Origin of the sequence: Nonomuraea sp. NPDC052116, assembly GCF_040680035.1 — a bacterium.
Classification (GTDB): Bacteria; Actinomycetota; Actinomycetes; order Streptosporangiales; family Streptosporangiaceae; genus Nonomuraea; species Nonomuraea angiospora_A.
Map to the genome: position 1 here is coordinate 25,256 of NZ_JBFAWA010000008.1, position 11,806 is coordinate 37,061.

Sequence of the window (11,806 nt, forward strand, 5' to 3'; positions counted from 1 at the left end):
CACCCGAACCTCGTATGACGCTGTCGCGGTCACCTGTGCCGATTATGTGCGCGGTACCTTCGCGCGGCCCGGCCACAGGCGGTGAGGAGCTTGCGTACCGATGGGATCCGCTGTGCTATCGTGCCCGCGAGGACCGATAGGAACACAGTGTCGAGGACTCTCCTGCGGACTTGACCCGACGGTGGGATCACGTCAAATCCGTGGACCCGCATCGAGATCATCGCGTGGACCTCCAGGCGCCGGCCACGATATGCATCCGTGTCCGATGTGATCCAGGAAGGGACAGACATGGCCTGGAGCACCCGGGAACTCGCCGAGCTCGCCGGCACCACGGTGAACACCATCCGGCACTACCACCGGCTCGGCCTGCTCGAGGAGCCGGAGCGCCGGTACAACGGATACAAGCAGTACGGCGTACCGCATCTTGTCTGCCTGCTGCGCATCCGCCGCCTTGTGGAGCTCGGGGTGCCACTGTCTGAGATCGGCGTGGCGAAGTCGAACGGGGACGTTCCCCTGGAGGTGCTGCGCCAGGTCGACGCCCAGCTCGCAGCCGAGATGGAGCGCCTGCGCAAGGCCCGCTCCGACATCGCCGTCATTCTGCGCGATGGCGCGCCGGCTGACACCCCGGCGGGCTTCGAGTCCGCCGCCGGGAACCTGTCCGCGGCCGACACCTCCCTCATCCACGTCTACACCCGGCTGTATGACGACGAGGCTCTGAAAGACCTGCAGCGCATAGCGGAAACCGACACCGATCCCGTCAACGCGGAGCTGGACGCCCTTCCTTCGGACGCGGACGAGGCCACCCGGCAGAGCCTCGCCGAGAGGCTTGCACCGCTCATCGCCCAGAACCTCATCGACTATCCGTGGCTGACCAACCCTGAAGGGCGCCTGTCCAAGAGCGAGCACGCCACTCAGCAGACGGTGATCGACGCCGTAGCCGCGCTCCGCAACACCGCACAGATCGACGTGCTCACCCGGGCCAGCATCCTCGCGCACCAGCAACTGGGCCTCGCGCAGGCGGCCGAGGACGACACAAATCCCGCTTGACTCCTCCGGCCGGGAGACTCACGACCAAGGACAGCAATGCCCGTTCGGAGCCGGTGCCGGCTCGCCGTGCATCAGCAATAAGGCGACAATCGTCGCGGTCGCCACGGCGATCACCGAATCCCAGCTGCAGAACCTCGACCATTGGCGGCCGGGACGGCGTCGGCCTGTTCCAACAGCGGCCCTCGCAGGGCTGGGGAACCGTCGCCCGCACGGTGCTGTGGCCCGTCGAGCAGGTCGCGTTGCTCGGCGTCCACAGCTCAGAGGGCCTTGCCGTCGACCGCTGTCGTTGGTCGAGCCGGTCGGCGTTGCCGCACCGGAAGAGTCAGAACGTGGCGCGGTCAGCGACGCGCCCTCGCAGAACCTCGAGCTTCTCTCCCAGGCTGCCGATCACGAGAGAGAGGTGTCCCTGCTCGGGTGCCAGATGAGCCTCGGCTGTGGGCAGGTGCTCGGCCAGCCACTGGCCGTGCGCTACCGGCACCATCTGGTCCACGGTGCCGTGCCACAGCTCGATCGGCGCGGTGACAGCGTGGAGGTCGAAACCCCACGGGCTGGTGAGCGCGGCCAGGTCCGCGACCCAGCCCTCGTCTCCTCTGGACAAGCCATGATCCATGTTGGCCGCGTTGTCCGCGCCATACTCGGCGGTCAGCACGGCCAGGTCCACCGGAGGCAGCAAGGAGGCCATCTCGGTCGCGACATCTGCCGACGTGTGGCCCCGGACCGCCGCAGCCATCTGTCCCACGAGCTCGCGCATCGCCGGTTCGCCGTGTCCGGCCATGCCGAACTGTGCGACGTTCTGTGCGCCCATGCCGTCGACGTAGTCGAGGCCTTCGGCGTCGAACGGCGCGAACGAGGCGACGAGCAGCACGCCCTCAATGCTCCCAGGGGCCACCGCCGCGCTGGCCAGCGCATGCGGCCCGCCAGCCGACCACCCGACAACGAGGTAGCGCGTGACGCCAAGGTGGGTGAGCAGGAAGGCACAGTCAGCGGCCGTGTCGGCGACCGTCCGGCCGGTGGCGTGGCTTGATGCGCCGTATCCCGCCCTCGAGTACGTGATCACCCGGAACCCGCGCTCTGTCATCGAACCCAGGACGGTGTCCATCGGGACAGCCGAACCCGGCATGCCGTGGTGGAACAGGACAACCGGTCCTGTGCTCGGTCCTTGCACTTCATACTCGAGATCACGCCCATCGGGCAGCCGCAAAAGTGGCACTGGAGTCTCCGTCACCTTCTGATGAGATCGAACGGAATGTGATCTAGGTCGCACCCGGCGCTTCGATTCATCTCAACCCCTCGGCAGGCTTCGAGCTCCTTCGGCGCGCCGGGCGCCTCGGTCTCGGCACCGACGACCAGGTCGTCCTGGTGTTGATTCATCGGCTAGACCTTTCTGACGACGCGGGAGGGGAAGACCTGCGAACGGAGCGGGCTGTGCCGGCGACGTACAGGCGTGCTGCTTGGGCACGGTGCGCATCGCCCGTGGGCCACGTCTCGGCGCACCGGGGTCGCAAAGCGTCTCGGGCCACCCCACGGGCTGTGTCGGCGGTTGTTCAGACCGGAACGACGAGATGGAGCGCGAGCCAGGCCGAGACGGTCGCTATGGTCGTCCAGAGAACGATCGCTACAGCCTGCCAGAGCAACACCCACGCTCGCGGCGTCCCGCCGGCGACGAGCATCGCGGACATGAACTGGGTCGGGATGGCGAGAGGGCCGAGGAGGCTCGCGCCAGGAACCCCGAAACGGACAAGCCACTTCTTGAAGCGCTTGCGGCCCTTGGACTCGGGCTTGGCGGGCGTACCCTCCTGGTGAGCGGCGTCCGCCGCGGACTCGGGAACGCCCGCGGCTTCCCCGTCCGCCACGGTATGGGCCGTGCGGTGGTTCACGACGGCGGTGCGAGTCCTCGAGGTGAGGAATACCACGAGGAGAACGCAGATATAGTTCCCCGCGGCTGCGGCGATGCCCGTCACGATGGGATTGAGGCCCCCCACCACACCGATCAACGACGCCACCTCGCCCTCGATGAACGGGATCGCGCCGGCGAGCATCACGACGACAGGTTGGATGAACTCGGGGACCTGTCCCACGAGATCTTGGAAGCTGCTGACGAGTTGCTCAAGGGGATTCATGAAGGGATTCCTTGTGGGTGCAGACCGTTATGTCGAGCCACCTCGACTCTGTTCCCAGTGGAAACCGCGTTCCCGGGACAGGGTCAAGCCACCCGGAGCACGCGACCTTTCCTTCGCGCGACAGGGGTAGCGGAACGCGCCTGAGGTGCATTCGGCGGGGGCGACAACGACCCGTGAGCGAGTGCTTGAACTGTTCCGAACCGGCGTCGGTGACGTTTGGGAACTGCACCTGGATGACGCGATGACCTCGACGACTCAGGCGACCGCTCTCCGCTGTCGTCCTACTTGTTGAGGAATGTGTTCAGTGCGGTGTTCACCTCGTCGGCGTGGGTCCAGAGCAGACCGTGTGGGGCGCCTTCGATCTCGACATACTCGGCCTCGGGGAACGCCGCGTGGAAGCGACGCCCGGTGGCATCGATGGGGAGGATGTTGTCCTTGGTGCCGTGCAGGATCAGCGCCGGCTTGCCACTGGCGCGCACCGCCTCGATATCACTGCGGAAGTCCTCGATCCAGGACGGGACGACCGCGTACGCGGCGACCGGGGCGCTGCCGATTGCTACGTTCCAGCTGGCGGTGACGGCCTCCTGGCTGATCCGGGAGCCGAGGTTCTCGTCCAGGTTGTAGAAGTCCGAGAAGAACCGCGTGAACCAGGCGTACCGGTCGCCCTTCGCGGCCGCGGAGATGCCGTCGAACACCTCCTGTGGAACCCCCTCGGGGTTGTCGTCGCGGGCGACGAGGAACGGTTCGAGTGAGGCGAGGAACGCGAGCTTCGCTACTCGCTCATGCCCGTAGCGTGCCACGTACCGGGCCAGTTCCCCCGTGCCCATCGAGAAGCCGACCAGCACCACATCGCGCAAGTCCAGGGTCTCCAGGACCATGTTCAAGTCTGCGGCGAACGTGTCGTAGTCATAACCGGAGCCGACCTTCGACGACTGCCCGAATCCGCGACGGTCGTAAGTGATGACCCGGTACCCGGACCCGAGGAGTTCGCGCGTCTGACGCTCCCAGCTGTGCCCGTTCAGCGGGTAGCCGTGGATGAGGACGACCGGTTGACCCGCCCCCTGGTCCTCGTAATACAGCTCAACCGGCGTGCTGTTCTCGTTCCCAACGGTGATGTATCCCATGATCTTCCTTTTCGGGTGCTGACCAGCCCAACGCTGGCCACTTGCTGCAAGTAGAGGCGGTGTGCTCCGAACAGGGTCCAACACCCCACCCAGAAGTCGATTCCGTGTGTACGCCCTGATCGCCGGCATGGTGAACCTCATGCACATCCGCTGGGAGATCCGCGATGACATCCATGAAGCCTTCCTCCGCATCGGACGCGGCACCACCTGCTGGCGCCGACTCAAGAACAACTCAAGGTGTTCAGGACCACTCAGGCTGTCGTCGTGGGTGTGCCTTCCTGATGTTCGTCGACGCGGAGCCGGCGAGATAGGGGCTCGCCACGCATCAGCGTCGGCTGGCTGTTGAACTGTGTCTGACGGTGTGCCGCACTAGACGAATTCGTACGTCAGGCCAGGTCGTCAGCGGCAAGAAGGCCGGGCAGCCCGAGGAAGACGACGCCGGTGCCACCCAGCCGGCGCGCGATGCTGAGCCCCGCGACGACCAGGCCGATCAGGACGACGAACGCGGCGAGCCACCCGGCGACCCCGGCCATGGCGCGTGCTGTGCCGTAGCGGACGGCGTTGCTGAGTCCGAGCAGTTGGTTGGCCCCGGGGATGAGGGGCACCAGCATCGCATCCACTGCGGCGGTCCCAGGGTTCACAAACATTCGATCGAGCGGATCCGGTGTTCCCGCCACAGGGTCACCGGGAGACGCCGTCCAGGATGAGATCGCCGGCGATCCAGCCGACCGCCATGCTCGGCGCAGCCGTGTTACCACTCGGCAGCGTCGGCATGACCGAGGCGTCGGCCACCCGGAGCCGGTCCGTCCCGCGTACCCGCAGCTGGTCGTCCACGGCACCGCTGGGCCCGAGAGCGCAGGTGCCGATCGGGTGATTGATGACGGCGCCGTGTTCGAGCGAGTGCCGCACCAGGCCTTCCTCGTCCTCGCTCTTCGGCAGGTCGGCACTGCTCGCGATCGATGCGAACGGCTCGGCCGCCACGATCTCCCGGAACCGGGCGAAGCCGGCGACGAGCAGTTTGCGGTCGTGGTCGGTGGACAGATAGTTCGGAACGAGCCGAGGAGCATGCTCGAGCCCCGGACCAGTGATGTGGATCGACCCGGTGCTGGTGGGCGAGTGCGGGTAGAAACCCACCGCCGCGCCGCCGATCCGGGCTGGCGGCCGCAGCGAGCACCCGCGGGTCGCCGACACCGCTGCGCTCGAGCAGCAACGGACTCTCCAGTGTGCCGGCACAGACGATCACTTCGCGGCGCGCCGAAAAACTGACCACGCCCTCGGGGACAACCGCCTCCACACCGGTCGCGGTCGCGCCGTCGAAGATGATTCGCCGAACCTCGCAGTGCAGGACGAGGCGGACGTTCGGCCGGTCTATGGTCTCGTGCAGATAGGCGCGCGCCGCGCTCATCCGCCTGCCGTCGGCCACCGACACGGGAGCGTAGGCGGCGCGCTCCTCGCCGGAGCCGTTCAGGTCATCCACCACCGGAATGCCTTGCCGTCTCAACGTCTCGATCCAGAGGTCGCTCACCGGATCCCGGCCCGCCACCCCGACCACCTGCGCGCCGGCGTCCCCGCGGAACTCGCTGGCTCCGAGATCGTGCCGCTCCAGCGCGCGAAAGGCCCGCAACATCCGGGACCAGTTCCAGCCGGTGCTGCCAGCGGCCTCCCAGGTGTCGTAATCACTCGCCCAGCCACGGTTCCAGATCATCCCGTTCACCGTGGTCGACCCGCCGAAGACCCGTCCCACATTCCACTGCTCCACCCGGCCGCCGCCGAAGGCTCGGTGGCGAACTGCTTGGTATATCGGGTGTCGCTGCCTGCGGCCACAAAGTTGGCCGGCGCCAGGAGTTGCTCGTCGCTGTCGGGGCCGCCCGCCTCCAGCACCAGCACCTCGTAGCGCCCATGCTGGCTCAGCCGGTGAGCCAGCACCGACCCCGCCGCCCCACTCCCGACGATGATGTAGTCCGGTTCACTTTCCACGGGAACAGGCAACACCGTGTTGCGGGAACAGGGTCAAGAAGAGATGGATCTGGCTCACTTTCGGATGCTGTTGGTGATCTTGTTCCGCCTGGTGCTTGCTCCAGGCTTTGCGGTTGGCTTAGAGTCACCCCTCTGAATCGCTCCGTAGTCACTCTTCGGGGGTGGACAGGTTTATCGGGCGAGTGATCCCGGCGGATCCGGCCGTGCAAGTCCTGCGACAGGTGTGGGTTCAGCAGTACTGGACCGACTCAGACGGGAATCTGGCCTGGCGAGCGCCCAAGTCGAGCCGGGACCGGCAAAGTCGTCATGACCGTCCCCGCCACTCGGCCCTCGACCAGGAAGCAGGCCAAGAAACGGACGAGGTTATCGACCGAATGCCGTGGTCGGGACTGGAAATCGTCAGCCCGCATGACCCCGAGGCCCGCTACTGCCGGAAGGAAGGAAAGACCACCACCAAAGCCGAATGGGTCGGCTACCGCGACCATCAAAGTGAAACCTGCGACGAAGACCGGCCCACCGTGATCGTGCATGTGCTCACCAGGCCTGCACCGGTTCAGGGCATCGACACCCTGGAAGCCATCCACGCCGGCCTGGCTGCCAGCGGTCTGACTCCGGTCGAGCGCCTGGTCGACGCCGGCTATGTCACTCCAGACATCATCCACCACACCACCCAGCGCTGGAGCATCGCCTTGATCGGGCCGGTCCGCGCCGATCCACGCGGACGACCGGGATTCACCAAGGAAGACTTCCGCTTGGCCGACCACGACACTCCGGGCGTCCACCCCACCCGGCCAACCCGTTCCCACAGCCCCGTCAATTCGTGGCGGGCGCTCCGGCGACTCCGGGCATGGGGTGCGGGACCGACGTCTCGTCGACCTCCTCCATGTAGAACCGCGACTGGACGATCTCATCCGCGCGTACCTTGACGATGATTACGCCGCGCATGTCGAACGCACCCGGGCGAAGGTAGTGGAACTCGCCCCAGAACTCGTCCGCGGACTCGACATACCCGGTCACCGAGACCTGGATATCCGGGAACTGGGCGAGAATGAACTCCCAATTCTTGCGCACCTCTTCGGAACCGGCGAAGGACCGGGCAGGGTGGGCAGGCCATGTGCTGCTGAAATCGTGGGCAAAGGTGGCAGTGAGCGATTCGAGGTCATGCGCGTTGATGGCTTCGATCAGCCTTTTGACGACCGGAAACTTCATGCCGTCAGAACGTTCTGTGCGGAGGTCATACCTGGTTCCCTTCGGTACGGGTGGGCCGGCCGTTGCTCGCGCCGACTCGAAGTCGGTGGTCTCCCATGCAACACCGTGTGCCAGGAACATGGTCAAGCGCACGCCTGGCTCAAGGGGGTGCCCACCTCCAAGATCTCCCATTTCGCGGCTGAGGCGCGGGCGCTGGACGCCGCGGAGATGGGTGACTACGGCGAGGTCAAGCGGATCGTGCCGGAGGCGTGCCTGCTGCACCAGGCGCGGGTGCGGGCCCGCGATTACTTGGTGACCATGCTGTGCAAGCGGATGAACACCATGCACAACAAGGCTCGCGAACTGCTGGAGACCATCCGCGGCGAGCAGCGCCAGCGCAACGAGCGGATGCCGGCGGTGCTCGGCGACATCTATGTCGACAATCTGATCGCCGAGTTCCACATCCGCTATTGAGGCATCGCCTACCACCACATCGCCGACAACTACATCGCGCTGTTCTCCAGGTTCTTGCCGTGCGGGGTGTGGGAGGTGGTCTACATCATCGAGGGGCGTCGTCACCGGTGTCGGCACCGTCGTCGTCGGCCTCGTGGAGCAGGTGCGCTCGACGGAGCACGTCGACCTGCGCGGGGTTGTAGAGCGCCCTGAGGGCGTGACCGGCGGCGCGCCGCGCCGCCTCGGCCTGGCCTGGCGTGGTGGCCCGCGGCTCCAGCGTCACACCGTGTGCGGTGGCGCCCGGGACGATGAAGGGCGCGAGCTGCTCGGCGAGGGCCTGCCTGGTGGCATCGTCGGCGTCTTCGGGCAGGTCGCGGAACGCCTCGTCGAGATCGTCGTTCGGGTGTGCCTCGAGCGTCCGGCGCAGCACCTCCATCGACTCGTCCGAGAAGAGCTGGGCGTAGATCGTCAGCAGGGCGCGGTCGTTGTCGCGCAGGTCCTGGACGAGGCCGCTGAAGCTGGTCGGCACCTCCGGTGACGCACCCGGCTGCGCCAGGATGGCCAGCTCTCGCCGGATGCTCTCCAGCCTCCGGACCGTCGCCTCGAGCTCGGCGTCGACGGTCCGGAAGACCGAGGCCTGCCCTTCGCCGCTCGTGCCCATCTCGGCCACCTGCGCGAGCGGCACACCGAGCCCGGTCAGGCGCTTGATCTGCAGGAGCCGCGTCAGGTGGTGCACCTCGTAGCGCTTGTAGCCGTTGGGCTCGCGGTCGGGCTCGTCGAGCAGCCCGACCTGGTGGTAGTAGCGCACCGTCTTCACCGTGATGCCCGCCAGGTTGGCGATCTCGCGTGTGCTCCAGGTCATGGGGTCTTCACCTCGTCGTCCGGTGCCGGTTCTAGGTCGTGATCCGTGTACGTCGCTCGCGCACCCAGACGAGGACGACCATGGCGATGTTGACGGCGGCGAGAATCAGGAGGGCCGCGTCACCGGTGTCGGTGGACCGGTCGATGGTGTATCCCTCGCCGTCTGCCATCAGCGTGTTGACGCTCGAGAACAGGACGTTGTTGGCGATGTGGAACGCGGCCGGCGCCTCGATGCCGCGGCTGATGATCGCCATCAGTCCCGTGGCAACGCCGATGAAGGTGTAGTAGCCGAACAGCCAGGGGTCGCTGGAGCCGTGAACGACCGCGAAGGCCAGGCTGGAGACCACCAGACCGACGGCGAGGGCCGGGCGAACCGCGCGCACCCAGGACGCGGCGGCGGGCAGCACGGCGCTGCGGAACATCAGCTCCTCGCCGACGGACTGGAGCGGGGTGCTCAGCACGGTGATCACCAGCATGAGGATCGTCGTCCCGGAGACACCGAACGCGCCCCAGCCTGGGGACTCGGGGGCAACCAGCGCCACCACGCCGATGCCGGTGCCCACCAGCAGGGCCGCGCCGAGCAGGTACTGCGCCAGGCGTCGACCGTCGAACGCCCGTGGCGAGCTGATCAGGCTGCGCCACGGCACCTTCGCCAGCCGTGCCAGCAGCAGGATCGCCACCACGCCCGAGATGCCTATGCTCAGGTTGACGGCCAGGAGCTTCAGCGGGGTGAAGGTGGCGGACATCGGGTCGTCGCTGCCCTCGATGACGCCCACGACCTGGTACAGCAGGATCTGCAGGAGCACCATCACGACCGGCGGCACGACGAGGACGACCAGCGGCCTCCACCAGCTCATGCGGACGTGGGCACCGAACGGCCGGGAGCCGTCGACACCCGGCTCGTGACGTCCGGATGCCGGGTCGTCGGCCTGGTGCGGTGAGCTCGGGCGCGCTGCCGTGTTCGGGGTCTGGCCGGGTTCTGGCACGGACATCGGGCGGTCCTCCTGGGTCGAGATGGTTGTTCCACGCACCAGCGAACACCGTGTCCTAGGGGCACACTCAAGTGCTGTCTCCCCGCCATCCCCGCTGCAGCGGCTCCAGGGGTTCTGGGGCCGGGGGCTGGCGTGGGTCGGCGTGGTCTGCTGTGGTCTCACGCCCCGGTAGGTACAGCACATGCCACCCTTACGTCCTTGGCGATCTTGAGCGGGCGCCGAGCCGCAGGTCGGGGCGGTCTCCACAGGCACGCCCGGGCGTGTCGCGGGGGAGCGGCGCAGGAAGTCCCCGAGTCTCGTGCGCGCCGGGATCAGCGATGCAGCCAGCGCGGAATTGCTGGCGCGGAGCACAAGTTGGCCTTGAACATGACTGAACTTCGCGCCCTCGGGGCGTCCGGTCTCCTCGTCTCCCCTTTCTGCCTGGGCGGCAACGTCTTCGGCTGGACCGCCGACAAAGCACAGTCGTTCGCGGTGCTCAACGCCTACGTTGCCGCAGGTGGCAACTTCATCGACACCGCCGACGCGTACATGAACTACTTCCCCGAACAGGGTAATGAGCCGGGCCAGTCCGAGACCATCATCGGCGACTGGCGTGCCTGGCCTTCTCCGATCGCGAAGGCCTGGCCCGCTTCGTGGCGCTCCAGCCGCAGTACAACCTTGTCTCGCGCGACACCTACGAGGGTGCGCGGCGGGAAGTCGTAGAGCGTGAAGGGCTGGCCTGCGTTCCGTACTTCGCACTCGCCGCCGGCTTCCTCACCGGAAAGTACCGCCCCGGGAAGCGTGTCGACAACGTGCGCAACCTTCCCGGACTCGCTGGGGGCTACGTGGACACCGAACGGGGCGTGAAGGTGCTCGACGCGTTGCAGCAGGTCGCGACGGCGCGGGGGGCGGAGATGGCCACGGTGGCGCTGGCCTGGCTCGCGCAGCAGCCGACTGTGACCGCGCCGATCGCCTCCGCCCGCACCGTCGAGCAACTGCCGGCGCTCTTCGCTATGCAGGACCTGCACCTGTCAGACGACGAGCTGCAGACCTTGACCGCAGCCTCCTCCTGACCGAGGCCAGGAGAAACCGAGAGCCCGGCGACGGTTGTGGCATTGGCCTGGGCCGTAGGCCCGAGCCGCGCGCTGGGGCGTTGCCAGAATCTGCTCGAAGCGAGACCGGGTAGTTGATGGCGCTCCCGGATTATCGGCAGGCACAGTGCCGGACCCGGATCGAGGCCGAACGCGCGCTGGCGCGGTTGCCCGTGCCACTGGCCGACCTCGGACTGCAGCCGAAGGCGGCCAAGACCCGGATCGTGCACCTGGCGGAAGACGGCGAGGGGTTTGACTTCCTCGGCTTCCACCACCGCTTGGTGCGCGCCCAGGGCCGCACCGGGGCCAGGTTGGCCCTCACTCAAGGCGGCCCAGCATGCCCGCGATCGGATCCGGCAACTGTCGGACCGATCCCGGCATTTCCGCTACGGAAACCCCTGTGGGGTGCCAGAACGGCGAATACCATTGCTGAACTGGGCGTTCGCAGGGCGATCAGGCTGCTTTCCGGTACTCGCTGATCAGTCCAGTGACGGTCCTTCGACGGTGCATCCGGGAGGCCATGTCGAACACCTCACCAGGTTCGTGCAACGGCGGGCGAAGCGAACGGCTTTGATGCGGGCGATGGTGGTTGAAATGGCCGTCAGGCCGCCGACCGAGTTGGCGAGAGATCCGGCGGACTCGCGGCCGGCAACGCCCGGTCGTACTCGACTCTCCACCGAATCCGCTCCGCGACCGCCCGCATGCGCAGGTGATCCTGAGGCGGCCCCACCGCCGCCAACGACTCCAGAACGAACGCCTTCCGGTCGGCCCCGGTGGTCGGCGAGCGTTTTCCCGGACCACTTCCGCGGCACGAGCAGCCGCCAGGCGGGCAGAGCGACCGTGGTTCGACGGTGAGCGCGCCCTTGCGGTGCCCCGGATGCGTCCGATCCCCAGCTCACCCCACACCACGAGTCCGGAGTCCGTACCTTCCGACGCCCGACCATCGCCCCTCATCGATCACGATGGACCGACAG

At 67.2% G+C, this 11,806-nt stretch carries 15 protein-coding genes and 1 pseudogene; 5 read left to right on the forward strand and 11 right to left on the reverse strand.

All coding sequences use genetic code 11. The annotated features are described in order from the left end of the window. Positions 1-258 precede the first annotated feature (258 nt). Positions 259-1,047 carry a MerR family transcriptional regulator gene (locus tag AB0L65_RS16890; RefSeq protein WP_364245880.1) on the forward strand — a complete coding sequence of 263 codons (789 nt, stop codon included), beginning with the start codon at positions 259-261 and terminating at the stop codon, positions 1,045-1,047. 322 nt (positions 1,048-1,369) lie between these two features. On the opposite strand, the gene AB0L65_RS16895 is transcribed toward AB0L65_RS16890, so the two are convergent. The 9 genes and pseudogenes from AB0L65_RS16895 to AB0L65_RS16935 form a co-directional block, all read right to left on the reverse strand. After that, on the reverse strand, positions 1,370-2,311 hold the full coding sequence (locus AB0L65_RS16895; protein ID WP_364245883.1) for an alpha/beta fold hydrolase: 942 nt from the start codon (positions 2,309-2,311) through the stop codon (positions 1,370-1,372). A gap of 280 nt (positions 2,312-2,591) precedes the next feature. Further along, positions 2,592-3,167, reverse strand: coding sequence for a hypothetical protein (locus tag AB0L65_RS16900; RefSeq protein ID WP_364245885.1), 576 nt, complete (start codon positions 3,165-3,167; stop codon positions 2,592-2,594). 281 nt (positions 3,168-3,448) lie between these two features. Continuing rightward, complete coding sequence (locus tag AB0L65_RS16905) at positions 3,449-4,291, reverse strand: alpha/beta hydrolase (protein ID WP_364245888.1); 843 nt, start codon at positions 4,289-4,291, stop codon at positions 3,449-3,451. A gap of 386 nt (positions 4,292-4,677) precedes the next feature. Then, entirely contained in the window at positions 4,678-4,902 is a 225-nt protein-coding gene (locus AB0L65_RS16910) for a hypothetical protein (protein WP_364245891.1), read from the reverse strand. Positions 4,903-4,972: 70 nt separating this feature from the next. Further along, positions 4,973-5,482: a GMC family oxidoreductase gene (locus AB0L65_RS16915; RefSeq protein ID WP_364245893.1), complete on the reverse strand. Its 510-nt coding sequence runs from the start codon at positions 5,480-5,482 to the stop codon at positions 4,973-4,975. Between the two features lie 49 nt (positions 5,483-5,531). Continuing rightward, positions 5,532-5,996: pseudogene (locus tag AB0L65_RS16920) on the reverse strand (GMC family oxidoreductase N-terminal domain-containing protein); the annotation flags it as partial. Positions 5,997-6,001: 5 nt separating this feature from the next. Continuing rightward, positions 6,002-6,268 carry an NAD(P)-binding protein gene (locus AB0L65_RS16925; protein ID WP_364245896.1) on the reverse strand — a complete coding sequence of 89 codons (267 nt, stop codon included), beginning with the start codon at positions 6,266-6,268 and terminating at the stop codon, positions 6,002-6,004. Positions 6,269-6,516: 248 nt separating this feature from the next. Further along, positions 6,517-7,032 (reverse strand): hypothetical protein, encoded by a 516-nt coding sequence (locus tag AB0L65_RS16930; protein WP_364245899.1) that lies wholly within the window; start codon positions 7,030-7,032, stop codon positions 6,517-6,519. Between the two features lie 49 nt (positions 7,033-7,081). Then, on the reverse strand, positions 7,082-7,477 hold the full coding sequence (locus AB0L65_RS16935; protein ID WP_364245902.1) for a nuclear transport factor 2 family protein: 396 nt from the start codon (positions 7,475-7,477) through the stop codon (positions 7,082-7,084). Positions 7,478-7,624: 147 nt separating this feature from the next. Here AB0L65_RS16935 and AB0L65_RS16940 point away from each other — a divergent pair, with 147 nt between their 5' ends. Beyond that, positions 7,625-7,930, forward strand: coding sequence for a hypothetical protein (locus tag AB0L65_RS16940; RefSeq protein WP_364245905.1), 306 nt, complete (start codon positions 7,625-7,627; stop codon positions 7,928-7,930). 85 nt (positions 7,931-8,015) lie between these two features. Here AB0L65_RS16940 and AB0L65_RS16945 read toward each other — a convergent pair whose 3' ends face one another. After that, entirely contained in the window at positions 8,016-8,771 is a 756-nt protein-coding gene (locus AB0L65_RS16945; protein ID WP_364245908.1) for a MerR family transcriptional regulator, read from the reverse strand. A gap of 31 nt (positions 8,772-8,802) precedes the next feature. After that, a complete protein-coding gene (locus tag AB0L65_RS16950; RefSeq protein ID WP_364245911.1) occupies positions 8,803-9,762 on the reverse strand; it encodes a CPBP family intramembrane glutamic endopeptidase in 960 nt (319 codons plus the stop codon). A gap of 366 nt (positions 9,763-10,128) precedes the next feature. Here AB0L65_RS16950 and AB0L65_RS16955 point away from each other — a divergent pair, with 366 nt between their 5' ends. The 3 genes from AB0L65_RS16955 (at position 10,129) to AB0L65_RS16965 (ending at position 11,311) form a co-directional block, all read left to right on the forward strand. Continuing rightward, positions 10,129-10,464 (forward strand): aldo/keto reductase, encoded by a 336-nt coding sequence (locus AB0L65_RS16955; protein ID WP_364245914.1) that lies wholly within the window; start codon positions 10,129-10,131, stop codon positions 10,462-10,464. Next, positions 10,395-10,814: an aldo/keto reductase gene (locus AB0L65_RS16960; protein ID WP_364245917.1), complete on the forward strand. Its 420-nt coding sequence runs from the start codon at positions 10,395-10,397 to the stop codon at positions 10,812-10,814. Before AB0L65_RS16955 ends, AB0L65_RS16960 begins: the two co-directional genes overlap by 70 nt. Positions 10,815-10,930: 116 nt before the next feature. Continuing rightward, positions 10,931-11,311, forward strand: coding sequence for a hypothetical protein (locus AB0L65_RS16965; protein ID WP_364245920.1), 381 nt, complete (start codon positions 10,931-10,933; stop codon positions 11,309-11,311). Positions 11,312-11,806: the final 495 nt, after the last annotated feature.

Coding starts and splice junctions, on each gene's coding strand:
- AB0L65_RS16910 (WP_364245891.1), bottom strand. CDS start 4,902: ATGCTGGTGCCCCTCATCCCCGGGGCCAACCAACTGCTCGGACTCAGC.
- AB0L65_RS16905 (WP_364245888.1), bottom strand. CDS start 4,291: ATGGGATACATCACCGTTGGGAACGAGAACAGCACGCCGGTTGAGCTG.
- AB0L65_RS16935 (WP_364245902.1), bottom strand. CDS start 7,477: ATGAAGTTTCCGGTCGTCAAAAGGCTGATCGAAGCCATCAACGCGCAT.
- AB0L65_RS16965 (WP_364245920.1), top strand. CDS start 10,931: ATGGCGCTCCCGGATTATCGGCAGGCACAGTGCCGGACCCGGATCGAG.
- AB0L65_RS16900 (WP_364245885.1), bottom strand. CDS start 3,167: ATGAATCCCCTTGAGCAACTCGTCAGCAGCTTCCAAGATCTCGTGGGA.
- AB0L65_RS16955 (WP_364245914.1), top strand. CDS start 10,129: ATGACTGAACTTCGCGCCCTCGGGGCGTCCGGTCTCCTCGTCTCCCCT.
- AB0L65_RS16950 (WP_364245911.1), bottom strand. CDS start 9,762: ATGTCCGTGCCAGAACCCGGCCAGACCCCGAACACGGCAGCGCGCCCG.
- AB0L65_RS16945 (WP_364245908.1), bottom strand. CDS start 8,771: ATGACCTGGAGCACACGCGAGATCGCCAACCTGGCGGGCATCACGGTG.